General features: G+C 61.3%; 13 protein-coding genes. 1 reads left to right on the plus strand and 12 read right to left on the minus strand.

Annotation, left to right across the window (positions count from 1 at the left end; genetic code table 11):
* Positions 1-26 precede the first annotated feature (26 nt).
* The 8 genes from LOC68_RS02795 to LOC68_RS02830 form a co-directional block, all read right to left on the minus strand.
* Positions 27-1,508: a class I adenylate-forming enzyme family protein gene (locus tag LOC68_RS02795; RefSeq protein ID WP_230215449.1), complete on the minus strand. Its 1,482-nt coding sequence runs from the start codon at positions 1,506-1,508 to the stop codon at positions 27-29.
* Positions 1,493-2,836: an aspartate aminotransferase family protein gene (locus LOC68_RS02800; protein WP_230215451.1), complete on the minus strand. Its 1,344-nt coding sequence runs from the start codon at positions 2,834-2,836 to the stop codon at positions 1,493-1,495. Before LOC68_RS02800 ends, LOC68_RS02795 begins: the two co-directional genes overlap by 16 nt.
* 40 nt (positions 2,837-2,876) lie before the next feature.
* Positions 2,877-4,373 carry an SDR family oxidoreductase gene (locus tag LOC68_RS02805; RefSeq protein WP_230215453.1) on the minus strand — a complete coding sequence of 499 codons (1,497 nt, stop codon included), beginning with the start codon at positions 4,371-4,373 and terminating at the stop codon, positions 2,877-2,879.
* Between the two features lie 36 nt (positions 4,374-4,409).
* Positions 4,410-5,174 carry an SDR family oxidoreductase gene (locus LOC68_RS02810; RefSeq protein ID WP_230215461.1) on the minus strand — a complete coding sequence of 255 codons (765 nt, stop codon included), beginning with the start codon at positions 5,172-5,174 and terminating at the stop codon, positions 4,410-4,412.
* Positions 5,171-6,334, minus strand: coding sequence for a Rieske 2Fe-2S domain-containing protein (locus LOC68_RS02815; RefSeq protein WP_230215469.1), 1,164 nt, complete (start codon positions 6,332-6,334; stop codon positions 5,171-5,173). The genes LOC68_RS02810 and LOC68_RS02815 overlap by 4 nt, the downstream gene beginning before the upstream one ends.
* A complete protein-coding gene (locus LOC68_RS02820) occupies positions 6,325-7,026 on the minus strand; it encodes a 4'-phosphopantetheinyl transferase family protein (RefSeq protein ID WP_230215484.1) in 702 nt (233 codons plus the stop codon). The genes LOC68_RS02815 and LOC68_RS02820 overlap by 10 nt, the downstream gene beginning before the upstream one ends.
* Complete coding sequence (locus LOC68_RS02825; protein WP_230215494.1) at positions 7,023-17,780, minus strand: type I polyketide synthase; 10,758 nt, start codon at positions 17,778-17,780, stop codon at positions 7,023-7,025. Before LOC68_RS02825 ends, LOC68_RS02820 begins: the two co-directional genes overlap by 4 nt.
* Positions 17,781-18,202: 422 nt before the next feature.
* Entirely contained in the window at positions 18,203-19,048 is an 846-nt protein-coding gene (locus LOC68_RS02830) for an MBL fold metallo-hydrolase (RefSeq protein ID WP_230215502.1), read from the minus strand.
* 157 nt (positions 19,049-19,205) lie between these two features.
* Here LOC68_RS02830 and LOC68_RS02835 point away from each other — a divergent pair, with 157 nt between their 5' ends.
* Positions 19,206-21,515 (plus strand): efflux RND transporter permease subunit, encoded by a 2,310-nt coding sequence (locus tag LOC68_RS02835; protein WP_230215514.1) that lies wholly within the window; start codon positions 19,206-19,208, stop codon positions 21,513-21,515.
* Positions 21,516-21,528: 13 nt separating this feature from the next.
* Here the strand turns inward: LOC68_RS02835 and LOC68_RS02840 are convergent, their stop codons facing one another.
* From LOC68_RS02840 to LOC68_RS02855, 4 genes are all read right to left on the minus strand, one after another.
* Complete coding sequence (locus LOC68_RS02840; protein ID WP_230215516.1) at positions 21,529-22,287, minus strand: hypothetical protein; 759 nt, start codon at positions 22,285-22,287, stop codon at positions 21,529-21,531.
* Between the two features lie 140 nt (positions 22,288-22,427).
* Entirely contained in the window at positions 22,428-23,243 is an 816-nt protein-coding gene (phnX, locus tag LOC68_RS02845) for a phosphonoacetaldehyde hydrolase (RefSeq protein WP_230215518.1), read from the minus strand.
* Positions 23,233-24,420: a TIGR03364 family FAD-dependent oxidoreductase gene (locus LOC68_RS02850; protein WP_230215520.1), complete on the minus strand. Its 1,188-nt coding sequence runs from the start codon at positions 24,418-24,420 to the stop codon at positions 23,233-23,235. The genes phnX and LOC68_RS02850 overlap by 11 nt, the downstream gene beginning before the upstream one ends.
* A 45-nt stretch (positions 24,421-24,465) precedes the next feature.
* On the minus strand, positions 24,466-25,812 hold the full coding sequence (locus LOC68_RS02855; RefSeq protein WP_230215522.1) for a DUF5690 family protein: 1,347 nt from the start codon (positions 25,810-25,812) through the stop codon (positions 24,466-24,468).
* Between the last annotated feature and the right edge of the window lie 12 nt (positions 25,813-25,824).

A 25,824-nucleotide genomic window follows, 5' to 3' on the forward strand; every position in this document is an offset into this window, starting at 1 on the left:
CGGGCTCCCGACAGAATAACGTGGGACTAAGGAAGTTGATCGCGAACGATCTTTCCGGCCGGCGAACGGGGCAAAGCGTCGACCAGGGCGATCGCTTGCGGACGTTTGTAATAGACCAGATGCTCTTCGCAGTAAGCGCGAATCGACAGTTCGTCGACGCCCGGCTCGACGGCGATCGCCGCTTTGACGATCTCGGCCTGCGAAGCCAGGCGACTTCCATATACTTTCACTTCACGAACGCCCGGCATGGCGGCGATCGTTTCTTCCACTTCGCAGGGAACGACCTTCAGCCCCAGGACGTTGATCATTTCGCCGGTACGACCCCGCAAATGAATCACGCCGTCTGGCGCAATCCGGGCCAGGTCGCCAGTTTCAAACCAACCGTCAGCGTCCCACGGATGGAGGATAGCGCCTTGATCGTCGAGGTAGCCGGCCATCATCGAGCTGTTTTGAATATGCAGCTTACCGACGCCCGGTTCGAGACCTTGGTCATCCGCATCCGCCGGCGGACGGACGCAAACCTTCACGCCGTTCATCGGGGGACCAACCCGCCCGTCGACATCTTCGCCGTCGGCGGTGGTCGCGACCGAGATGCCGCCGGTTTCGGTCGTTCCGTAAAGGGGGCAAACGGTAACGCCGGTCTTCTTGCGGAACTGGACCGCCGAACGCCGCGGCATCATCGAGCCCGCGGTCAGCAGCCAACGCAACCGACCAAAGTCGATCGCACCGCCGAACAGAAGCATATCGATATGCGCCGGCACCATCGGCAACACGGTGACCGGATAGTCGCGGAGAACCTCGCCTAGCTTTTTGATGCTGAAGTTGGCGGTGGTCACGATGCTCGCGCCAGAGAGCATCGGGGTCATCACCGTCAGGCCATAGCCATAGGCATGGCTCATCGGCGGAATCGCGAACAGGCAGTCATCTTCGCAAATCGCCATCGTCGCGGCGTAGTGCCGCGCTTCTTCCATCGCCGCAAAGCCCGGCCGGAGGGCGATCTTCGGCAAACCGGTCGAACCGGAGGTCGGGTGAAGCGGCACGCCGCGCAGTTCCGGTCCCGGCACAAAGCTCGGCTCAGGAAAAGCGCCCCAGAGCAAGTTCCAACCGGCGAGCGGCTGGAGTTGCTGCGAAGCGGTCAGTACCGACGCCACTTGCGCGTCTCCACCGAAAGCAGCCAGCCACTTCACGCCGAAGCGTTTCGAGTAGCGAGCCAATTCGGCCGACGGCGTCATCACGTGCACCAGCAGCGGCGAAGCCTCGCAGGCCAGCAGCGCTGCAAGCACCGCCGGAAAGAGGGGCCCGTTGCCGATTGTGACCAAGACGCGATCGCCAGCGGCCAAACCCTGCTGGCGAAAGGCGCGCACGAGCGATTCTCGTGCGCGAGCGAACTCATCCGCCGAAATGACGCGCCCCGCGTCCAGGTCAATGATGCAGCCGCGATAGTTCTCGACGGCATCCAGGATCGGCGAGGCGCTCCAGATCGAATCGGAAATTACCGGACCAGACACTGACGTGCTCCATCTTCCCATCGTTCCAGCACTTCGTCGATGTCGGCCGAAGTGTGAGCGGTTGACAGGAACATCGGTTCAAATTCATTCGGATGGAAGTAGACGCCGGCACGCTGCATGTGGTGCTGGAACTTGATGTAACGTTCGAAGTCGCAGTGACGGCGAACGTCGCGGTAGTTGTACAGACCTTCGACTTCGGTCTTGGTGATCAAACCGGCCAACAGCGGGCCGAGGTGATAGACTTGGGCCGGAATGCCGAGACGGGCGTAGATCTCTTTGATGCCGCCGGCCAACTGATCGGCGATCGCGTGGAGGTGAGCGTAGATGTTCTCTTTGTCGCCCAACACCGTATCGAGAACCGCTTCCGCCGCCGACATGACGACCGCATTGCCCGAGAAGACGCCGCCGTGGAACAACGGGCCGTTGGCGATGCAGCTCATGATTTCGGCCGAGGCGCCGAACGAACCGACCGGGTAACCGCCACCCATCGCCTTCGAGACGACGGTGATGTCGGGCGAGACCATGTAGTGCTCTTGGGCGCCGCCCGCCGAGACCCGCATGCCGGTGATGACTTCGTCGAAGATCAACAGACCGCCGCGATCGTGGATCATTTCGCGGACCGATTGCAGATAGCCGTCGCGCGGCAACAGCAAACCGGCGTTGCCGGAGATCGGCTCCATGATGACCGCGGCCGCTTCGTCGCCGTGCTCTTCCAGGCAGCGCTGCAGCGCGTCCAGGTCGTTCCACTGGCAGACGATGACGTCGGTCAGCGAGTCGCTCATGCCGGTGGTGCCGGGGATCGCCGGACCGTAGCCGCATTCCGGCAACATTTCGAGCGGAGCGTGGTACTTCGTGAAGACCGCTTCGCTCCAGCCATGATAATGGCCTTCAAACATGATCAGCTTTTTGCGGCCGGTGTAGGTGCGAGCCAGGCGAATCGCCGAGGCGCACGCTTCGGTGCCCGAGTTGGCGAAGCGGAGCAGTTCGATGCACGGGAAGAGCTGCTTCAGCTTTTCGGCGACGCGAATCGTCACTTCGGTCGGAAAGCCGAGCTGGCTGCCGTGTTCCGAGATCTGACGATAGACCGCTTCGATCACTTGCTTCGGGCGGTGGCCCAAGAGCAGCGGCCCATAGGCCATGTTCAAGTCGATGTATTCGTTGCCGTCGACGTCCCACAGGCGGGCGCCTTCGCCGCGGTCGGCGACCAGCGGAATGTGGTACGGCAGAACTCGCATCGTGCTGCTGTCGCCGCCGGCGATGCTTTTACGTCCGCGTTCCAGCGTCTTCGCACTTTGCGCCGCTCCGCTTGAATCCGTTTTGGAAATCATTCCCGTCATGGCATTACCCCCGTTCATTGCAGTGTGTCTTTCAGTTGGCGCAGTTATTAGTGGTATCGGAGCAGGTCAAAGAGGCAAGATCGTGAAAACAACGAGCGAGCTGTTCGGAACTTGCCGCATGTCCCGTCGTCACCAGACGACCTGACTGCAACGCCGATTCCCAGGAGAGCTCTCCACGCGTCAAGCGCGTAAAAGTGTCGCTGTTCAAATAGCAGGTAGGACTGTCGCCGTTTTGCAGGCCCGGCCCAACGCCGACCAGTCGGCCATGATCGACGATCATGTGCCATTGGCCGCCGCCGCTGCCGCTAATCTGCAAGCTGACGTACCGCCGATCGCTCGATCCGTCGGCAAGGTCCTTGGCGTTGTCGACCAAGGGGGCCAGATCCTGAGCGATCGGATATTTAATCTTGGCCGACGCTTCACGCGGCCAGCCGAAGTTCTTTTCCAGCGCGAACGCGACCAGGCGATCCATCATCGCGTCGTCGACGGCCGGGCAGGGGAGGTAAGGCAAAGCCTGCTCCGTATTGCTCGAATCGAACGAAGGGTCGTCGCTCCAGTAGGACTGGTAAACCCACATCTGCTCGCGGAAATTCGCGGCGACGTCGTCGATCGAAATGTTCTTGGCGGCTTCCGATCCTTCGTCCGGACGAGCCAGCGCCATCACCATCGAAGCGAGCGCTCCGAGCATGTCGGCCACCGTCGCCGGATTCGGATTGGTGAAGTGATACGTCTTGCCGTGCAGTTCCGGCTTGCGGATCACTTCGGTCATCGCAGCCGACACCCAGTCGACCGGAACCAGGTTCTTCCGTTCCGAGCCGTCCAGTTTCAACGCGCCCAGCAGGTCGCATTGGACGAACAGGTCCCACGGCAACGAGGTCACCAAGGCGTGAACCAATCGCAGCGGCGTGTAGAACCCGTGGTACGAAACGGTGAAGCCGGTCAGCGCGTCGCCGACGATAATCGACGGGCGATGCACCGTGAGGACGTCGAGGAAGTCGGCGGCGCGAACTTCCTTTTCGGCCGTCAGCTTGCTCGATTCGTAGTCGTTGCTCGGTTCCTGACCGACGTCGACTTCATCCTCGCGAATCACATCGCGTCGGCGTCCGCAAACGTAGGCGGTCGAAACGTGATGCAGTTGACGAATTCCCGCGTCGCGGCAGAGCCCCAGAACGTTGCGCGTTCCCAGGATGTTGCTCCGCCACGGTTCGCCATCTTCTTCGTCGGCGTAAAACGTGAGCGACGCGGCGGAGTGGACCACCGCTTCGCAATTCTTCGCCACCCAGGCCTGATCGGAATCCGATAGCCCCAGGCCGGGCTTGGTAATGTCCCCTTCCAGGACGACGGGTCGGACGAGCGCTCGTCCGAGTTCCGCTTCCCAGTAGGCCATGGCGGTTTCGATTCGCTGAGCGGCCGACTCAAAACGAGAGCCGCGCACGACCACCGCCAGCGGAATGTCCGCTAGCGTCAGGTCGCGAATCAAGTACCGGCCGAGCAAGCCGGTTGCGCCAGTTAACAGGTGATACTTCATTCTGAAAAAACTTGCCCTACGTTTCCGAACAATCGACTACACGTGAACCGCGGCGCCGCCGTCGACGACCAGCGTTTCGCCTTGAACCAGATCCGACAATGGCGAGGCCAAAAACAGGACCGCGTCCGCAATGTCTTCGACCGACAGCATGCGATCGCCCATCATCGTCTTGTCTTTGCGATGATCGAACATCTCGCCGGCGCCCGGCAGACGCTTCGTCGAGTCGGTTTCGACCAAGCCCGACTTCACGATGTTGACGTTGACGCCCTTGTCGCCGACTTCCAGCGTCAAGTGACGAGCCAGGCTTTCCAGCGCGGCTTTCGAGCTGCCGATCAGCCCGTACCACGGCAAAGCCATGTCCGAACCGTGGCTGCTGATGCCGATCACCTTCGCGCGGCCCTTGCTCTTCACCAGCAGCGGCAGACCGGCTTGCACCAGGTAGAGCATCGCCAACACGTTGGTGTGGTAGGTGTTTTCAAAGTGTTTTTCGTTGGCGGCCATCAGCGGACGGAAACCGCCGGTCGCCGCGTTGCTGACGATGATGTCGAGCTGCTGGATGTGCTCGCCGATGTATTCCATCATCGATTCGACGTCGTCTTTCTGGCTCACGTCGGCCTTGACCACGAAGGAGCGTCGCCCCATCGCGCGAATTTCTTTGGCCGTTTCCATCGCGGCGGTACGCGAAGTGACGTAGTTGACGATCACGTCGGCGCCTGCTTCGGCCAGTCGCAATGCGCAAGCTCGCCCCATGCCGCGCGAACTTCCGGTAACCAGTGCGATACGTCCGGAGAGGTTAATCATGTTGCGTTTCCTGAAAATCGATTTTGAATTACATCGCTTTCGTCTCGACAGCTCGCGACTCCGCTCGCTTTCTCGACGTATTTCTGAAAATGAAAAATGCGTTCTTCACGCGTGGAGATCAGACCGCCCATCGGCTCTTCCGGGGCGGAAATCCCCTCTTGAACCTGCACGAGCACGCCGGCGTCTTCCGCGCCGACCTTGGTCAAAAAGTCTCGCGCCCATTTCGTGATGAAATAGCGATTCCATACGCGTCGCAGACGTCCTTTTTCGCCGATGTGGCACATCAAGCGGACGACGGACAACGACTGGCTGGGCGAAACCGGAATCACGCACTCCACCCAGCGATACAGCGACAATCGCGCCATCATCACGTTGGGGTAGTGCAGGATGTGTTCATACGATCCGTCGCGCGGACGGCCGACCAGCAAGTGGCCGATCGCATCCATCGTAGCGCGAACCGAACGTTCTTCACTGTAATCAACGAACATCGACGTCCAACTTTCTTCCATGGTGTGTTGGATATCTTTTTCTTCCGGAAAGGTTCCGAATGTTTGCGGATGCACGGTTGTAGTGTGGTAGCTTTCCAGCGCGTTCTCGACCAGGCACTTCCAGTTGGCGTTGATCGTCCGCGTAACGGTGATCGCCGTATGCATTTCGGGCGTGAACCAGCTTTCGTACAGCTCGAACTTGTCGCCGAGAAACTCTCGCAGGCTCGGGCCTTCGTCGGTCAGGTTCAAAAAGATCAATTGGCCGCAGCGCTCGATCCGAAATTTGCGCAAACCAAGCATTCCCTGGGCGAGCGGACGGAACGTCTTCGCGTCGGGGATCTTGCGAACGTTGCCGGTCTCGTCGAACTCCCAGCCGTGATATTGGCAGTGGAGTCGTTCGGTCGCGCCGCACGGTTTGCAGGTCAATTTGGCGTAGCGATGCGGGCAGACGTTCAAGAAGCCGCTGACCTCATCTCCCTTGCGCCACAGGATGATCGGACGACCGAAGATCTCCAGCGTCAGGAACGAGCCGTCTTTCGGCAGTTCGTCCATCAGCGCCACGGCATGCCACGTCGGCATCATCAGCGTTTCCATCTCCTGATCGAAGACGGATTGATCGAAGTAGGACTGACGCGGCAGAACCTGGGGATGATGTTCCTTGCTTACAAACATGATGAAAGCTCCTGCTGGGGATAGGCTGGAGTATCATTGGCCGTCGCTTGCCAGACGGCCGTCGCCATTCCCCGACTCGACGGACGAGTCCACATCGCCAGGGGAGCGAGTTGGCGTCCGTACAACGTGCAGCGAACTTCATGGTCGCAATACGATTCGATTTCGACGCCGCGGGGGTTCCACGTTTGACCGGCGCCTTGCGATTTGAAAATCGCTTCTTTCAAGCCCCACAGCAGCGAGGCCGACTCGGGGCGTTCGGCGAGCCAGGCTTGCTCCCGCTCGGTAAACCAAGCGGCCGAGAAGTGCCTGTCTTGCGGAACGTCCCAAGCGAGATCGACGCCGATCGAGGTCGCGTCGGTCGTCATGCCGACCAGCAGCGCGCCGCCGGCATGCGAAACCGAAATGCGGTAGTTGGTCGGCTTGCCGTCGACGAAGACTTCCGGAGCTTTCCCCAGCCCGTCCGACGAACGCGACAAGACTTCCACGCGGCGCAGGTCGGCCGGTTCGCACGAGCGCGTAATCAAACGCTTGGCGATCCAGCGCCCGCCGAGCCATTGGCTGCGGCGGTCTGCGTGGGCGAAGAAGTCCAGTTCGTGCCGTTCGGCGGCGCTCAACCAAGCGGCCGAAGCGGAAATGGGGAGGTTGCCCGCATCGGCGACATAGCGCACCAGCCGGGCAGGAGCATACGTCATGCAACGCCTCCTCGGCCGAGAATGACCTTTTGATAGCCGTACGCCTTCAGGATCACCTCTCCGTTTTCGCCAAAGAGGGTCAGATCGTAGAGGGCCGACTTTTCGGCCACGTCGCGGCAAACGAAGTGGACATAGCAGTTTTCGCCGTCGCTGGGCATCCGTCCCAGTTCCAGCCGTTCAATCTTCCGCGGCAGGGAAACCGCGCCTTCGCTGTGCATGTACAACTGGCAGCCGCAAGCGTAGAGGGCCGAATCGAGGATGCACGACGGAACCCGCCATCCTTCGACTCGTTCCGGCTTCGTCAAATCGGCCAGCGGCTCGGCGACGATGTGACCCCAACCGCCGGAAGCGTCGCAGCTAAGCGCCTTCAGGCAGCGGAACGGAGTTCCATGGTAGATCGCCGCATCTTCCGGATAGGTGACCGCGCTCCACTCGGTCGGGAACGGCGGCAGTTCCGCGGTCAGCGCCGCCGGTTGGTCAGCCACTTCGACCTTCGCTTGCAGGTAGAGACGATCTTTCTGGATCAGTCCGCCGGTACGGTTGCGGAAGTCGCAAGTCCAGCGGCATTCGGCCAGGTTATCGCCGACCATCTTGGCTCGCGCCTGGGCGGTCGTCGCGTTGTCGGTATGGAAGGCCAGCCCGTCGATCATGTCGACGTCGCAGAAGGCGACCGTCTTCTTGCCCGAGGCCAGCTCGGCCGCTTCCCGCAACGCTTCCAGGGTGACCACCACCGGCATCAGCGGTTTGCCGCGCAGACGATGGAGGGCCAGGAAGGGATCGTTGATCGGATCGAGCGGAACGTCGCCGACCAGTTCGTCTCCCTCGGTCCGCGAAGTCGCGACCAGCGGGAACGAGCCATCGACCGCTTCGCCGCTGCGCGGCTTGAATTCGCCCAGCGGGAACTGTTCGTTCGGGTAGAACATCGGGTAGAAGTCGCCGAACGTGTAGAGCGTTTCCGCCTTGTAGCCGCCGCCAGCGAGTTCTTCTTCGAGACGACGAACTCCTTCTTCCGGCAGCATGTATTTCATCTTCATCACCGAACGCGGGCCCCACGCGAACCGCGACAACGTCGCGATGCCGGCGCCTTCCCACGATTCCCAGTGAATGCAGAGCGTGGTGCAGTCGGGTCGAGCCGCGCGGAACCAGTCGAGCGCCTTCGACATCGAGTCGTTCCCCGCCGCGTAATCGCTCAGCCCATTGCCGCCGAAGCGACCGCTGATCGAACCGAAGCCGATGCAGTGGGTCAGAGGATCGTTCTTCGTCAGAGCGAACAGATGCATCAGGCCGTCGAACTTCGCCCGAATCAGTTTTTCGACGAACGGACGACGCTTGTGGTCGAAGCGACCCGGCTCGATCAAGCCGGCGCCATGCATCAGCCCGGTGATCGGACCGTCGGTCTTGCGAATTTCTTCCAGCACCGCGGCGACCGCATCGCGATCGGTGACGTCGCACTGGTGATAGGTCGCTTGCACGCCGGCGTCGGCGAACTTTTGCAGGTTGTTGAAGATCTCGCAGTCTTTCAGGACGCGGTCCCATGCCTGACCGGGCGAACCGCCCGAGGCGACCGCTTCGCGCGTGATCTGCGTCTTGTAGGTCTTCAGTTGCTCTTCGTCGAAGTTGCGCCACACGGCGTCAGCTAGCGGCGCCGGGCTCTTCCCGAGCAAATGCAGCTTCCAGCCATATTTCGCCGCTAGTTCACGAGCCGCGATCGCGGTGATGCCGCGAGCGCCGCCGGTTACCGCCCAGACCCCGCCACGCGGAATGTTCGCGTCGGGTCCCATCGCCAGCGGAGTGCCGATCGGGCGAACCACCCGACGAACGCCGCCGATCCAACTGACTTCGACTTCCGGCTGATCGGCCGCCAGTTCGCGCATCATCGCGTCGAACAACGCCGCCGGCGATTCGGACGCGGGAGCGTCAATCACCTTGCAGCGAGCGCCGCGGTTTTCCAGCCGCGAGTCTTCAATGTGCAACGACTTCACGAAGCCGGCGACGCCGCCCCCGTCCGGAAGTTGCACGGTCGATTCAAAACCAAAGTCTCCGCCGAGCGAGATCGCCGCGACCAGGTCGCCGGTCCCCGCTTCCGGGAATTTCAGATTTCGCTTGTACCAGTTCTGCGCGACGAAGTAGGGGAAGATGATCCCTTCGTGACGGCGACGATCGATTTCGGCGGCCGAAAGGGGATCGGTCGACACGGCGTCGCGGCTGGTCATCAGGAAGAGCCGTTGGGCCGGCTTCTCCGGATGGAGCGAATCGAGCCAAGCGAGCGTTTCGTCCAAGTCGGCGCGAGCGCCAAAGCGATAGACTTCGACGCCGGCTTGCGCCAGACGTTGTTCCAGTTCGACCGCGTCGGCGTTTTCGCCCAAGATCCAGACCGGACCGGTGAAGGTCGGCGCCGCGGCGGTTCCCGTCGGCAGCGGAGCGTCAATCAGCTTCAGCTCGCAACGTTCGGTCCGCAGTTCGACCGACGCGTCGGCCGGACCAAGCGGATCGCTCGAAACAGGTTCGGCCGGTTTCGCCGGAGCGGCGGCCGGCGCTTCGGCGCGGCTTTCGGCCAACACGCCCAAGCCGTCGGCGAATCGCTGCCAGTGACGACGTTCGGTGATCAAGATTTCGCCGCGGGGGACGTCCGCTTCGATTTCGCGAATCAGATGGCCGATCCCTTCCGCCAGCGGCATCAACTTCAGGGCGCTCTTGTCGTTCAGAACGCTCTTCGTTTCGGGGCGAGCGGCCATGCCGACTTCGTCCCAACCATGCCAGTGGAAACCGACGGCGCGAACCCACGGTCGTTGACGACGATAGGCGCCCATCAGTTTGCAGAGGAGATCGCTCGCCAAGCAGTAGTCGGCCTGACCGAAGCTGCCGAGACGACCCGCGATCGAACCGAAGCCGATGAAGTGGCGGATCGGATCGTGCTGCGTCAGCGCGGCGAGATGCACGATGCCGCCATCTTTGATGCCGATCGTCGCATGAACGACGTCACGGCGTTTCTTTTCCATGCGGCACGACTTGTCGATGCCGGCGCCATGCAGGATGCCGGAGATCGGACCGTCGACCCGACGAATCTCGTCGAGCGCCTTGGCCAGCGATTCGCGGTTCGAGACGTCGCATGCGTGGTACGTGGCCGAGACGCCGTTGTCGACGAACGCTTGCAGCGACTTGTCGATTTCCAGACTCTTCTGCACCCGTTCCCAAGCCTGCGGCGCTTGCTGTCCCGCTTTGCGGGCCGCAATCATCGTGTCGGCCTTCAGCTTGTTCAGTCCCGCTTCGTCCAGGCTACGCCAGGCCGGATCGATCGTCGGCAGTTCGCTGGAACCGATCAAGTGGAGCTTCAGCCCGTAACGTTTGCCAAGTTCCAGGGCACAAGCGGCCGTGATGCCGCGGGCGCCGCCGGTGATGACCCAAACCCCTTGCGGCAGTTGGGCCGTCGCATTGGCCACGCCAGGTCGATCCATCGCAAACGGAACGCGACGAACGCCGCCGGCGTACGAAACTTCGTAGTCTTGATTGCCCGAAGCGAGTTCAACCAGGATGTTGCTGGCGATCTGCTTCGGCGCGTCTTGCAGGCTCGTGTCGAACGCTTTGACGCGCGGGCCTTTGCCGCCACGCATGACGGTGAACTCGATGAAGAGCGCCTTCATCAGGCCGGTCAGGGCGCCACCTTCAACAGCGGTCGCACCGCGGCTGAAGCCGAAGTCGCCGCCGAGGGCGGTCACCGCCACGACGGTCGTCTTTTCGAGCCAACCGCCCGCCTCGGCGAGGGTCAACCACTTCTGACAGACGAACAGCGGAGTTTCCATCGCAGTCGGTTGCACCCCGTTCCAGCTCGCTTCGACGCCAAACTGCAGATGCTTCCGCTCGTCGCGAGCAGTCGTCATAAACAGATGAGGCGCCGGACCAGCCGCACAGATCGCTTCGATCTGAGCGACGGCGCTGTCGATATCGCTGGCGTCCGCAATCTGATAAACCGTGACGCCGGCTTGCTGCAGTTGTTCGATGAGAGCGGCGGCAGTCTCGCCGCTACCCAGAACAATCGCAGCCCCTTCGTAAACCATCGAGGTAGGTGCGGTCTGCGCCAGCGGCGAATCGCACATTTCCAGCTCAAAGCGAGCCGTCACATTGGCCGGAGCCAGCGGAGTCGCTTCGCCGCGCTGCGGAGCGGCCGGAGCCGACGAGTTACCGTCGTCCAGCAGTCCGGTGAGCGAGTAGCTCTCGATCGAGCGCGACATGGTCGTGCTCTTCAGCGATAGTTGACCGGCGCCGAAATCGAAGAGGAACGCCAACGCGTCTCCTTCGGCCGTCAACAACAAGTTGGTGACGTCGGTGACCGAGATTTCGCCTTGTTCGGTGGCGGTCGATCCGCCTGCCAGCGCCATCAGGCGATTGCCGCAGTGGATCGTCGCTTGATCGCTGACGATTTGACGATCGCCGCCGCACGATTGAACGCTCGACAGTCGACCGGTCGCCAGTTCGCCCAGGATCACGCTGCTCGCGCTGCTGGGCGTTTTCAACGCGACGTCGATCGCCGATTCCAGGTTCACGCCGTTTTGCAGGACGGCGGCGGAAGCTTTTTCGCCGCTGAAAGTCAGTCCGGCGGCGTTCACGCCGCCCAGTACGAGTGCGGTGCCGATTGGCGCCACAGCGACGTGCGACAAGCCGCTGGTCGGCTTACGCAGGAACGCCGCCAGGCGAATCGTCTCACGCATCGGATTGATCGCAGGGGACTCCATCTGAGCGGCATGCGCCAGCGAACCGTCGCTCGCCGCGGCTTGCTCCATCGAGGCCAGCGTTTCCGCGACCGCGAAGTGATGGGCCACCACATTGCTCAGGGGAGCTTCAATCGCGTTGGCGATGCCGAGCAATTCGTCCCATTGATCGGGCGAAAGGGTTTGGATCGCATTGGCCGATTGAGTCGAGCCGGGAAGCTCGTCGATCGACTCGCCGACGTACTCCGCATAAGTGCGGAGTACGCGACGAATCTCGTCCCGATATTGGCTACCGTGACGCCACCCCATCTCGTACGGCGTACCGACGAGAGCGAGCGGCGCTGCGGCGCCATTGTCCAAAGTCTTACCAGAGAGTTCCGCAGGAGCGCCATTAATAACGCTCACCGCGGCCGGCGCATCTTCTTTAATTTCCAGAGCCGGCGCCGGAGCGGCCAGGGAAAAAGATGCTGGTTCCTCGGTGGTCGCCGAAGCGGTGCCCGAGAGGAAGTTCAAAACGTGACGCAGGGTCGGGAAGTCGTCGAGCGACAAGTCAGTCGCCGACGTGCTGATCTCGAAGTACTCCTGCAGTTCGCCGAACAGCTGAGCCTTCTTGATGCTGTCGATGCCGAGGTCCGCTTCCATGTCAGCGTCCAGGTCGACCACTTCCGGCGGGTAACCGGTTTGTTCAACGACGAAGTTGATCAGGAACTTTTCGAGTTCCGCCGTGCTGGCTCCGCCCGAAGCCGGGGCTTCCGCAACCGGAGCAGCCGCCGGAGCCGGGACGACCGGAGCGGCAGGAGCCGGAGCAGCGACCGGGGCCGCGGCGACCGGTTGGCTTTCGCTGGCTTGGCCGTTGGCCGAGAGGAAGTTGAGCACGTGACGTAGGGTCGGGAAGTCGTCGAGCGACAGGTCGGTCGCCGACGTGCTGATCTCGAAGTATTCCTGCAGTTCGCCGAACAGCTGAGCCTTCTTGATGCTGTCGATGCCGAGGTCGGCTTCCATGTCAGCGTCAAGGTCGACCACTTCCGGCGGATAGCCGGTTTGCTCGACGACGAAGTTCACCAGGAACTTCTCCAGCTCGGCCGTGCTGGCGCCAGTCGAAGCGGCCGCGGCAGGCTGAGCCGGGGCAACCGGAGCGGCAGGAGCCGGAGGTGCGACCGCAACCGGGGCGGGAGCAACTGGAGCAGGAGCAACCGGAGCAGGAGCAGCGGCCGGAGCGGCGGCGGCGCCTTGTCCGCTGGCGTTCAGGAAGTTCATGACGTGACGCAGGGTCGGGAAGTCGTCGAGCGACAGGTCGGTCGCCGACGTGCTGATCTCGAAGTACTCCTGCAGTTCGCCGAACAGCTGAGCCTTCTTGATGCTGTCGATGCCGAGGTCGGCTTCCATGTCAGCGTCCAGGTCGACCACTTCCGGCGGATAGCCGGTTTGTTCAACGACGAAGTTCACCAGGAACTTCTCCAGGTCGACGCCGTCGCTCTTGCTGGCGGCCGCCACCGGCGCAGGCGCCGCAGGGGTCGGAGCAGGAGCAGGCGGCGCTGGCATCGGCGCCGGCGCCACCGGAGGCGCAGGTGCAGGAGCGGGCGCTGCCGCAAACGTCGGTTTCGGAACAATTGGCGCTGCGACCGGTGCCGGCGCGGGAGGCGCGACTGCGGCCGGAGCCGGAGTCGGTGGCGCTGCCGCAGGCGGAGCCTGAGCAGAGCCGCGCATCTTCGCGCGTCGACGCTCGGTAGCGTCAAAGTGCGGAATATCGTCCATCAGGTTCTTCTCGTTGGTGCTAATCGGACTACGGGAGGAAGCGACTGGCTGCGGCTTAGCTGGCGCGCGGTCGGTCGAAGAAGACATCGTTTGGGAGACGGCGGCGGCGGCCGGCTGCGGCGGAGCGAACTTCGCACGCGACTCGGTCGCCGTCACGGCAGCGGCCGGCTTCGGCTCGCTCGCGACTGCGGCGCTGACTCCCAGGCATTCCAGCAACGCTTCGACGCACAAGATCGGCTCAATGCCGCCGCGCTTGGGATTGTCGGAAGCGATGACGGTAGCGTCGCCGGAGAGAATCCGGCGATTTAGCTTGGTAAGCGTTTGCTGCGGCCCGACCTCGACAAAAATTGTCGGAGTTTCGAGCGCCAGTTGTTCGATCAGCGGCGCGTATTTGACCGGCGTGGTCAATTGCACGCCCAGGTTGCGGCGGATTCGCGCCGGATCGTCGGTCAAGTTGTTGTCGACGGTGCTGATGAACGGCGTTTGCGGCGAACGCAACTCGGCCGTTTCCAGCGCCTGCTGCAACATGCGGCTCGAGCCGGCCATCAGCGGCGTGTGGAACGCCGCCGGAACCGCCAAAATGCGAGCCGGATACGACTTCGCGGCGAGCGCCTTCGACAATTGCTCCAGCGCCGTCAACTTCGCGCCGATCACCGTTTGGTCCGGAGCGTTGTAGTTGGCCAGGTAGGCCTGGCAGCCGCACGCGGTAATGATCGACTTGATCTCTTCCGGCGGAGCAGTCGTCGCCAGCAAACCGGCGTTATTGAGCGAGGTCGCGTTGATCCCGTCGCAGCGAGCGCGGGTCATACGAATCACCGCGTCGAGGTTCCAGACCCCAGCGGCGTAGAGGGCCGGGAACTCGCCGTAGCTATGTCCCAGCACCACGTCGGGCTTCACGCCTCGTTCGGCGAGCGCCGCCAGACAGATCAGGTCGGCCAACAGCATGGAGATCTGCGTCTTCCAAACGTCGGCGCCCAATTGGGTCGGAGCGTTCCAGGCCAATTCGGCGAAGGTCGGGTAACCGAGACGACGCATCGCAGCGTCGGCGTCGGCCATCATCTTCGCGGCGGCCGGCGATTGGCTCACCAGGTCGCGAAGCATTCCTTCGTACTGCGATCCCTGGCCGGGGAAGAGGAAGGCGATGCGCGGTTTGGTCGAAAGCGGTTCGCGGCAGAAAATGCCTTGTTGTTCCAAGACCTGGCGCGACGCGGCGTTGCCCAGTTGCGGCGACGCCATGGTCAGCTTCTTGGCCAGCGACTCGGCGCTGTCAGCGACAATCGCCAAACGGATCTTGTCGCTGGGCGCGAATTTGACCGTGTCAGCGGCCGAGAAGGCATGGCTTGGGTCCGCCATCGCAGCGTTGATCATCGTCTTCAATGCCGGCAGCGAAATGGCGCCAAAGCGGACGATCTTGGCCGACGACGAAGTCGGTTTCGCGACGGCCGGAGCCGCAGCTTTCGGCTTCGGCGGAACCGGCGTGCCGTCATCCAGAATCAGGAAGAAGGCTTGTCCCTTCGACCAGTTGGCGACGGCGCCAAGGCCGCGACCGTTGAGTTTGACGTTGAACGAAGCGGTTTGCACGCTCGACGAAGATCCGTTGAACGCCGCAGTCGGCTGTTGCAGCTGACGCGCCGCGGCAACTTCATGGTTTTGCGCTTCGAGCGCCGCTTTCAACACGGCGATCAGAGAGCTGCCGCCCCCCATGTTGCCCAGCTGCGCGGTCGCCGAGCTCAAGTGGAGCGGCTGTTCGCGTTCGGGCGACGAGTGTTCGTGGGCGATCGTCGCCAGCGCCTGCGCGACGCTCGCATTGTTTTCATCCGTTTCAATGTCGACGAATTGGATTTCGCCGGGGGCAATGTTCGCCATTTCGGCGGCTCGCTGGACCGCCAGACGCATCGCTTCAGCCGGCGACTCGTCCGACGCGACGCCGAGTCCGCGAATCACCGCACGAATCCGATCGCCGTCGCGACGCGCGTCGGCCAATCGCTTCAGCACCACCACCGCGGCGCCTTCGCTCGGCACAACGCCGTTGTAGCCGGCGTCGAGCACGTTCTTCGGAGCCCCGTCGCGATGCAAGTGGCCCGACTCGCTCAAGCCTTGGAACATCGTCAGCCCCATCCGGCGTTGACCGGCGGCGCAGATCATCATGTCGTTGTCGCCCGACAGCAGCGAGTCGATGCAGAGCGAGATCCCCGACATGCCGGAGGTGGTGCCGCTGTCGATCGCCACGGCGCCGCCGTTCAGGTCGAGCGTCTTGCTGATTCGCGAAGCGAGCGTGCTGCTGGTGAAGCTGCCGGTTTCGTCCACCAACGCGGGCCACTTCTTCAGCAGCACGTTGGCGAAGTCTTGGTTGATCGCTTCAATCTTCTCGGCCGACAGACCGCGTTCGGTCAGCATCCGCTTCAGCTTGTGCTGCATCTCGGGGAGACGCAGACCCATTTCGAGTTGGTCGCCAAAGTCGCCGCCAAACTCGGTGCCGATCACGACGCCGCAAAGTTCGCGCTGGATCGACTCGCGCGTGTAGCCAGCGTCGGCCAGCGCCTGTTCGCTGGCGTCCAGGAACATGAACTGCAGCGGGTCGGCTTCGGTGACTTGCTTCGGCGGAACCTTGTGTTTGCGCCAATCGTAGGCGTAGTCGTTGATGAAGCCGCCGAGAACTTTGATGCCGCTCGCTTCCGCCTTCTGGCGAGCCTTGGCCGACCAACGATCCGCCGACGGTTCCCCCTTCGGATCGGTCCCGTTCTGCAGGAGATCCCAGAACTGATTGATTTCGCTGGCGCCCGGCGCGATGCAGCCGAGACCAATGATCGCCACGGCGCGATCGTCCGCCGTTTCCGTAACGGGACGCGGACCGCCGGTGATTTGCTCAGCCGTTTGACCGACGTATTCGTCGATCACGACGTGCATGTTCAAGCCGCCGATGCCGAAGGCGTTGACCGCAGCGGAACGAGGACCGCCGTCGGCCGGGGCCGGCCATGGCGCCGATTGCATCGGCACGAAGAAGGGCGATTCGCTCCACGGCACCTTAGTGTTCAACTCTTTGATGTTGATCGCCGCCGGGAAGCGCTGGTGCTGCATGCTGAGGATCGTTTTGATCATCCCCGCAATGCCGGCCGCTTCGAGCGCGTGGCCGATGTTGGCTTTGGCGCTGGTGATCGGAATCTTCTTGCCGCTCGGGAACTGCGGCTCCAGCACTTCGCGGAGCGTTTCCAGTTCGGTCGCGTCCCCCAGCTGGGTCGCCGTGGCATGGCATTCGAGATATTGCAGACGCGAGACGTCGACGCCGCGGCGATAGGCGCGACGCATCGCCCGCATCTGACCTTCTTTGCGGGGCGCCCACAGGCTCTTCCCTTTACCGTCGGTCGCGACGCCGAGACCGCGGACGACCGCTTGAATTTTGTCGCCGTCGGCGATCGCGCGTTCCAGCGTCTTCATGACGAGCGCGACGTAACCTTCCGACATGATCAGGCCGTCGGCGTTCGAATCGAACGGGCAGCTGTCATTCTTGGTCAGCGTCTGAGCGGCGGAGAAGAGGACCAGCGAGTCGGACTTGCAGTCCGAAGCGCCGCCGACCACCACCATGTCGGCGCGGCCGCGCTGCAGCGCTCGGGCGCCCATCAGCATCGCGTGGAGCGACGAAGCGCAAGCCGAGTTGAGCGCCAACCACGAGCCGGTCAAGCCAAACGCACGGGCGACGGTGCCCGAGACCATGTTGCAGTTGAGATAGCGGAACCCTTCGGCGCCGTCCGGAATCGTCGCCATCAGCTCTTGCAGCAACTGCTGTTCGACTTCCAACCGCTGCTGCGGCGGCAGATCCTGGAACTGCGGCGTCGCTTCCAGCAGATCGATCGCTTCATCGAGATAAGCGCGGAAGGTCAACTCACCCAGGCGCGAGCTTCCTTGGGCGTGACCAATAAAGACGGAACAATTGCGATCCTTGAGCTGGAACGGATCGTATCCCGCGTGACGAAACGCTTCGGCCGCCGTTTCCGTCATCAACAAGTGCGTGTTGTCGACGGAGTCAATCAGGTCTTGGGGCAACGGGCAACGATCGCGATTGAACGTACGATCCGCAAGCGTCGCCGCTTTGGTCGAGTAAGTCTTGCCGCGAACGCCTTTGTCCGGATGGTAATAGATCTCACGGTTCAGACGGTCCGCAGGGACTTCGCTGACGGCGGACCGACCTTCCGAAATCAGTTGCCAATACTCATTCAAATTGGCTGCGCCGGGGAGACGGCACGCCATGCCGACAATCGCCACCGGGATATCGGTTCGATCAGTCGAGATTGTCATATTTTCCTATCCTGATTTCGTTCCATGACCTGCATGCGTTTCACAATGCGCAGTGCAGGTAAACATTGGCGATTCACAATCAAACCGTCAGCCCATCGTGGGCTGTTAGTCTGGTGAATATCGAAGTTAAGAGTTCGATTGCGAGGTGGGGCTGATGTAGGGGTTTTCCCATGCGTCACCGCATTGAAACTCCCATGATTACACAAGATGGGGTAAATGCAACATTTTGATAGAATGCGAGGGCCCATTTTTATCTACCTATGGGCCGTTTGTCTGCATCCCCCCCGAACCTCCAGAAGCAATCAATCAGGTAGGGCAATCTAAACCACCTAGTTTATGACAAGGCGGTATTTAAATTCTCTCTCAGAAAAGCGAGTTTCCGTCCTATAGTTTCGCTAGCAAATTACCCAATACCAAGAACTTTAAAGATTTTCTCGGAGTTCCACCGGCACATACTCGCGCCGAAGATGCCGCTCGATCCGGCTAATCGGGTTGTAACGGTCGTGATTCCAAACAACCCAATAACCCCGGTCCGCCGCATGGCCAAACAGCTCCGATTTCACCCGTCGGGACTGGGGTAAGTCGAGGTCATACGAGGTACACCACATCCGCCGAATATGGGCGACGGTCGGCGCGATATCCCCCAAGAACATCAGCCCTTCGCTACCTGAGGTCACTTCAACCGCCTGGTGGCCACGGGTATGTCCGCCGGTTTGAATGACTCGCAGTCCTGGGACAATTTCGTGCGAACCGTCGACCAACATAAGTCGACCTTCACTTGCGAGCGGGAGATAGTCGTCATCCTGATATCCCCCCGAAACCTCGAGTGAATTCGAAGTCGCGTCGGCCCATTCCTGTCGTTGAACGTAGTAGGTCGCGGAAGGAAACGTCGGCCGCACGTTGCCGTCAATCCGCGACGTCGCTCCCCCGGCATGATCCCAGTGCAAGTGACTCAGCAGGACGATGTCGATATCCTCCGGCGCCACTCCAAGTCGCGCCAGATCGGTCAGCATCGGCCAACCAGGTTCGAGACTGTGCGACTTGCGGTCGAGCGGCGAAAGCTTGTCGCCGTGCCCTGCGTCAATCAACACCGTATGCGTTTGATTGCGCGCTAAGACGCAGTTCATCGCCAACGGAACGCGGTTCTGTTCATCGGCCGGGGTGATCGTCTGCCAGATCGACTTGGGGACGACGCCGTACAGAATTCCCCCGTCGTGCAGAAACCTTCCGCCCGAGACCAGGTCCACTTGCCAATCGCCAATCCGCATGATTCATCGCCGCCGGTGGTGTGAGGGAAGTTCTTGATTACTATAGGTTTATCCTATTTGAAGCTCGGGCGATCTGTTATGCTCTTTCGACAAAATCGACGAGCAATCGTCCGTTTCTCCCTCACTTCGTCGCTGTAGTCCTATTTCGTAAATCGACATGTCGTCTCCTCCTCCACGCGCCTGGCAAGACCGGTTCGGCTGGCTGATCATCGCTCTCTTTCTCGCGGTGACGCCCGTTTTGACGTATGGCGCCAAAGGAGCGTGGGACAGCATCAAGAACCGGCTAGAGGACTGGCTTCCCGATTCGTTCGAAGAGACGCAGCGGCTTCGCTGGTTTTATAATCAGTTCGGTACCGACGAGCTGCTCATGATCAGCTGGGATGGTTGCACGCTCGACGATCCGCGTCTTGAACAATACAAAGCGGAACTCACCAAGCCGGACGAAAGCGGCGATGAGCCTGTCTCCTGGTTCGGCGACGTCGTCAGCGGCAAAGACGCCCTCGAATCGCTAACCGCAGATCCGCTGGAACTTTCGCACGACGAAGCGCTCGCGCGGATGGAAGGTTGGCTGATCGGCGGCGACCATTCGCAAACCTGTCTGGTTGCGATCGTCTCGAAGGCAGGCGAAGGAAATCGGGCCGCGGCGATTGATTACGCTTATCGCTGCGCCGATCAGGTCGAGGGGGTCTCCCGCGACGAAATGATCATTGCCGGTCCGACCAGCGACGGCGTCGCTGTCGACAACGCCAGCAAGAACTCGCTCGACTTGCTCAATGCAGGCTCCTTCTTCGTCTGCATCACGATCATGTATCTCGGTTTTCGCAGCATGCGGGCGACGATGATCGTCTTTCTGATCGCGATCTTCTGCGAACAGCTCAGCATGTCGATCATGTACTTCAGCGGTCAAGCGATCGACTCGGTGTTGACCTTGGTCGCCAACCTGACCTACGTCCTCAGCATTTCGTCCGGCGTTCACCTGGTCAATTACTATCGCGAATCGCTCGTCGATCGTTCGCCGAAAGAATCGGTTGGGTGGGCGCTCCGTGCGGCGCTCGTTCCTTGCTTGCTCTCCGCCGGAACGACGGCGGTCGGCATGCTCTCGCTGATGGTCAGCCAGATTCGCCCGGTCACCAACTTCGGCATGTACGCGGCGGCGTCCATCGGCGCCGGGGCGATCGTCCTGTTACTCCTCGCGCCGGCGGCGCTCTACAAGTTTCCGGTCGATCCAAAGGGTTGGCACGATCCGAATCATGGCCCTCGCTGGTTGCACGTCGTTTGGAACAAGCTGTCGATCGGCATCGACTCGGCGCGGTGGGGAATCTTCCTCGGTTCGCTGGCGGTGATCGGTCTGTGCCTGGTCGGCGTCTCGCGCATCAAGACCTCGGCCCAACTGCACGATCTGTTCTGGCCCGAAGCTCGCATCATCCGTGACTACAACTGGCTCGAAGACAAAGTCGGCCCCTTGGTGCCGATCGAAGTCGTATTGCGGATGCCGGCCAAGACCGATGAAGATTCGAAAGGTCTGAAGCTCGACGAAGAGTTTTTCATCCTCGACAAAGCGCAAAAGGCGATTGCCGACGTCGAAGGCATCGGCGCATCCATGTCGGCCGCCACTTTCGCGCCGGAGTTTCCCGATCCGAAGCAACGCGGGATCATCGCCATCTCCCGCCGCGCCTCGTTCCGCAAGATCCTCGAAAGCCGTCTCGATCAATATGTCGAGATGCACTATCTCAGCACCGAAGGGGACGATCATCTCTGGCGGATCAGCGCTCGCGTCTCGGCCGGCGATCGTCTTCACTACGGCGACTTGATGGAACGGGTCAAAAAGAACGTCAATGCGACGCTGGCCGAACATCCCGAAATCGAGCCGATCTACTCCGGTTCGGTGCCGCTGGTCTTCAAGGCGCAGACCGAGATGCTCAACGACTTGATCAAGAGCTTTGGCCTCGCCTTCGTCATGATCGCCGCCATCATGATCATCCTGCTGCGAAACCTCTTCACCGGCTTCTTCAGCATGGTCCCCAACATCCTGCCGACGCTGATCGCCTTCGGCACCATGGGTTGGCTCGGCGTGCCGGTCGAAGTCGGCTCGCTCTTGACCGCTAGCGCCGCGCTCGGCATCGCCGTCGACGACTCGCTCCACTTCATCAGCTGGTTCAACAAGGGACTCGCCGCCGGCGCCAGTCGCCGCGAAGCGACTCGCCTGGCGTACGAACATTGCGGCGCCGCGATGATCCAGACGTCGCTCATCTGCTCGTTCGGCTTGCTCGTCTTCGCGCTTAGTCCCTTTACGCCGATCTCACGCTTCGCGTGGATGATGTTCTCACTGCTGTTGATCGCGCTGCTGTGCGACCTGTTCATCCTGCCGGCGATTCTGCTCTGCTTTTCCAAGGACAAGCCGAAGGCGGAAGGGGAAACGATCATTGTGCCGGCTCACGAAGAGTCGCCGGCTCGGACCGAGTCGTAAGGCGGCGGATTTGTTACAACGGCGTTGCGATCAAGTGGGGAAAGCTGCAATCGGAAGTTTGCTGCAGATAGCGGATCGCCTGACGCATCGCTCCCGCAACGTCCCCGCGCAAATGGCTCGCCCAGGTCGGTCGACTTTCTCCCCGTGCCAGCGTATAGATCGCCAACGTATAGCCGTAGGCATTCAAGCTGAGGCTGGAGCCCCGACTCATGCTCCACCAATAGACATTGCCGACCCGACCTGTCGATTCCTTCACCGACTCGTTCGCCGTCAAGATTCCCAGGCCAAGAAAAACGGTCAGCATTTCCGCGAAGACCATCATCGCCCCTTGCTCTTGTTCCAACTGACAATCGTCTTTGAGCAATACGAACGCGATCTCGACGGCGAGGGACGCGACGAGCAGCAGCGGGTCTCTCGCAATCGATTCTTCCAGCCAGATTTCGATCCGGCCATCGGCCGGTCGATTCGCATCTAACGCGGTCTTACAATCGTCCACCGCATGGACCGGGTCGTTGTCGGAATAGAATTGAACGACGACGCGCCCTGGAACGACTCCCATGTAACTAGCGACGAGATTCTTCAGATTTTCCACTTCTTCCGGCGTCTCCTCATAGCTCGCCGGAAAGAATTCGGTCGTCGGTAGAATCGTTGTGGCCGTCCGTAAACGTTCGACGCCTTGAACGCTCGCCAGCCAGGAAAAGCCTTCTTCGATTCCCCGCTTCTCGTCATTCGTGACAGGACAACTCGCGGAGGAGAATAGCCAACCGAACATCGCGCAGCATCCTGCTCAACGGGGAAGGGGGCGGAGTAAAAAGTTCCTCAAGCATATCGCCCCCCGATTGCGTGTCAATTTCGACGACGAAATTGCCGGGACGCCGGCGCACATTGGGCGGCGTCCCCAATGAAAACCGCTTACGGCCGCTCGCCGGCGGCCAGTTTCGCGTTGATCTTCGTCAGCACGTCCGGCAACTCCGTGACGCTGCGAACAAAGAAGTGCGGCTTGACCGACTCGAAGCGAGCGACGATCGCCGTGCGGCGTTCTTCTTTCTCCGCCTCCGATAGGGCGTCGTATTCGGCAAGCGTCAGTCCCATTTCGTTGCCGGTATCAGTGACGGCGACGGTCCAAGTTCCCGCCGCGTGACCGGCCGCGATGCCGACCGGCGTGTCGTCGACTTTCACGACGCACGACATCGGATAGACGTTGGTCCGCTGGGCGATTTCAAAAATCATCCACGGGGCAGGGCGCCCTTCGCGAACTTCGTCGGAGCAGATCTCCGCATCCGGGGCGTAACCTTGCTCGGCCGCCGCCGGAGTGACGACGCTCATCAGCTCGCGGGTATAGCCGGTCGTTCCGCCGACGGCGATCTGTCGCGAGCGCAACTTCTCGACCAGTTCGGCGACGCCGGGGATCAAATCGCAATGATCCGACAGCACTTGCTTCTGCAGCGGCAAAAACTCGCGATAGAGAGCGTCGACCTCGGCGTCGGTCGGCACTTCGCCGAACTTGTCGGTCCACGCTTGATAGACTTCCGGCATCGCCAGCACGGCGGCGATGTGAGCTCGCTTCGCCAGGCCCATCGGCTCGCGGGCCTGACGCGCGGTGATTTCCAATCCCTTTTGTTCAAAGACGCGGCGAAAGACGCTGGCCGGGGCGCAACAACCGAAGTCGATCACCGTGCCTGCCCAATCGAATACGACCGCTTTGACTCTTAGTTCGTTACCCGACATGTACCGCCTCTCCTGCGTTGGCGCCAATTGCCTGCTCGCCAATCAATCGACTAATTACCTCTTCGCCGACTCCCATCGACAACGTCATGCCGGCTCCGCCGACGCCGTTGACGATCGTCACGCCGGGCTTCGGCTGTTCAAACACGATCGACTTTTTCGCACTCTTCGCATAGTACCCATGCCAACGTTGTTGCACGGTCCAGTCGGGGAGGCGAATGATCTTGTGCAATTCTCGCAGCATCAGCCCTTCGATCTCGGCCAGGTCGAACGGTTCGATCTCGTCCCCATACTGGTGCGAATCGCCCAGCACGACTTCCCCTTCGTCGGTCTGCGAAGCCATCACATGGATGCCGTACTGATCCAGTTCCGGCGTCTCCCGCGATACGCGCTCGTTCAACGCCGCCAGCGAATCGCAGCTGCGAAACGCTTCGTAGTGCCGCAAGGTAAGTCCGCCGGCCAGGTGCGGACCGATCTTGAAATCGCCCAACGGCGCCGTTCGCAACATTTGCAGCTTGCAGTTGTAGAGTCCCGCTTCTTCATGCGTTTGCGGAAACAAGTTGGCGAAGTCGGCGCCGCTGCAAATGATCGTATGATCGGCGAGCCAGCGTCGACCGTCGGCCGCCTCCACTTCGCCGTCGCCGACCCGAATCACCGTCGTCGAAAACTCAAACTTCACATCAAACTGATCGATCAAGAAGCTCGGGATCGCCGCGACCGCGACGCGCGGATTGACCCGCATCTCGGTGTTGCTCCAGAGAGCGCCGATCAGACCTTCCGGTTTCGCGGCCGGGGTCTTTTGATGGACATCGTCGGCGCTGATCAGTTCGGTTCCGTATTGGGCGCCTTGCTTGGCTTGAAACTCTTCCAGGACCGCCCATTCGTCATCGCGAAACGCCAAGTGCAGCGATCCGCACGTGTGAATCGGAATGCCCGCCTTTTGCGCCAACTCGAGCCACAGACCGCGGCTTTTCATCGCGGTCGACCACAGCCCCGCTTGCGTCTGACCAACCGGCCAGATCATGCCGAAGTTTCGAATCGACGCGCCGCTGCCATAAGGTCGCCGATCGAGCACCAATACGCGCAGTCCGCGCTGCGCCGCGCGCCATGCGTGCGCTAGTCCGACGATGCCGGCGCCGACGACCGCCATATCGTAACGCTCGCCACCTGAGTTCTTCATTGCCTGATCTGGTTTCACTAGCCTACTTTCGATCCAAGAGAATCTTTAGACGACTTCCGCCGCCGTGTTGTCGACAACCGACGCGTCAGCAGGCAGCGAGTTCGCCTCTTCGCTGTTGCCCGCCGCACTCGGCAGCCGCAAAAAGAAATAGCCGCTCGAAACGAGCGAAGCGACGCCGATCGTCGCCATGAGTAACGAGAACGTCGTAAAGAAGCCGACCCGCGTCGCATCGGCGGCGAAGCAGTCTTTGTAAAGCATCGCGCCAATCGAACTGATATAGCCGAACGAGTCGGCGATATAGATGCCGAAGACGGCGGTCCCAACCGATCGGGTCGAGGCCAACAATCGCTCGAACAAAACCGCGTTATACGGGACGTAGGCGAGATAGCCTCCCAGCCCGATCGCGATCATCCAGGTCAACCCTTCGATCCAACCGAGCATAAAGGCCGTCGTCGCAGCGCCGATCAAGACGGCGCCGCCGAGCATCGAGCCGAAGATCGCCCATAGGCTGACGCGATGGTTCTTGATCATGATCAGCGCCGCCAACATGCCGGTCACGATAAACGCAATCGGCGCTTCGACTGCCGTGAAAATCCCTTTGACCTCGCCGAAGCCGATTTCGTCCAGGATCTCTTTGCCGAAGCTATCGCGAAAATCACGAAACGCCGTCAGGACCGCGTAGAAAAAGAAGAGCGGAATCAGGCCGGGCCAATACTGCCGCAAGAACGACATCCGGTCCGCTTTGCCCATCGACTTCCGCTCGGTCCGTTCCTCCTGGTCGCCAACGCTCGGTTCCGGCAGACGTTCCAACAGCCAAACGGCGAGCAGAAACGGCGCGAAGAACGACAAGCCGGTCACGGCCGGCATCCAGAAGTCGCTCACTCCCATCCGAATCCACAGCAAGCCGGCGTCTTTCACCACGCCGCTGGAGATGATGAACGAGCAGCAAAGGGCGGCGAGCAAAAAGTCGGACGACTTTCGTCCTTCCAAGTACCGCACGACCAGGCCCCAGATCATCCCGAGCGGTAGCCCGTTCAAGAAGATCGCGGCCACTTTCCAGTCGCCCGGCACGATCGCGAAGAGGACGAGCGCCAGCTCGGCCCAGACGATCAAGCCAATCAGCCAGAAGGCGCGCCGCTCGCGGGCGACTTCCGAACAGAACCGAACGCCAATGAATTTGGAAAGAGCGTAACCAAGCACCTGGCTGATCACCAGCGCCGACTTCAGCGCGACTGCGCCGCCGAGAAAGAACTGCGCGTCGTATTCGATCGCCGTAAACGGTTTGCGAAACGCGTACATGCAAAAGTAGGCGGTGAACGCAATTGCGGCCGCCGCCAAACTTCCTCGCCAATGCAATGCGCTGGAATTGCCGCTGCTAGTGGATGAGCTCATAGCCGCAACTAC

This window comes from Blastopirellula sediminis, from assembly GCF_020966755.1.
In the GTDB taxonomy this organism is placed as follows: Bacteria; Planctomycetota; Planctomycetia; order Pirellulales; family Pirellulaceae; genus Blastopirellula; species Blastopirellula sediminis.

Excerpts from the sequence above, each read along its gene's own strand:
- LOC68_RS02800 (WP_230215451.1), bottom strand. The coding sequence starts at position 2,836 with ATGATTTCCAAAACGGATTCAAGCGGAGCGGCGCAAAGTGCGAAGACG.
- LOC68_RS02805 (WP_230215453.1), bottom strand. The coding sequence starts at position 4,373 with ATGAAGTATCACCTGTTAACTGGCGCAACCGGCTTGCTCGGCCGGTAC.
- LOC68_RS02810 (WP_230215461.1), bottom strand. The coding sequence starts at position 5,174 with ATGATTAACCTCTCCGGACGTATCGCACTGGTTACCGGAAGTTCGCGC.
- LOC68_RS02815 (WP_230215469.1), bottom strand. The coding sequence starts at position 6,334 with ATGTTTGTAAGCAAGGAACATCATCCCCAGGTTCTGCCGCGTCAGTCC.
- LOC68_RS02820 (WP_230215484.1), bottom strand. The coding sequence starts at position 7,026 with ATGACGTATGCTCCTGCCCGGCTGGTGCGCTATGTCGCCGATGCGGGC.
- LOC68_RS02825 (WP_230215494.1), bottom strand. The coding sequence starts at position 17,780 with ATGACAATCTCGACTGATCGAACCGATATCCCGGTGGCGATTGTCGGC.
- LOC68_RS02830 (WP_230215502.1), bottom strand. The coding sequence starts at position 19,048 with ATGCGGATTGGCGATTGGCAAGTGGACCTGGTCTCGGGCGGAAGGTTT.
- LOC68_RS02835 (WP_230215514.1), top strand. The coding sequence starts at position 19,206 with ATGTCGTCTCCTCCTCCACGCGCCTGGCAAGACCGGTTCGGCTGGCTG.
- LOC68_RS02840 (WP_230215516.1), bottom strand. The coding sequence starts at position 22,287 with ATGTTCGGTTGGCTATTCTCCTCCGCGAGTTGTCCTGTCACGAATGAC.
- phnX (WP_230215518.1), bottom strand. The coding sequence starts at position 23,243 with ATGTCGGGTAACGAACTAAGAGTCAAAGCGGTCGTATTCGATTGGGCA.
- LOC68_RS02850 (WP_230215520.1), bottom strand. The coding sequence starts at position 24,420 with ATGAAGAACTCAGGTGGCGAGCGTTACGATATGGCGGTCGTCGGCGCC.
- LOC68_RS02855 (WP_230215522.1), bottom strand. The coding sequence starts at position 25,812 with ATGAGCTCATCCACTAGCAGCGGCAATTCCAGCGCATTGCATTGGCGA.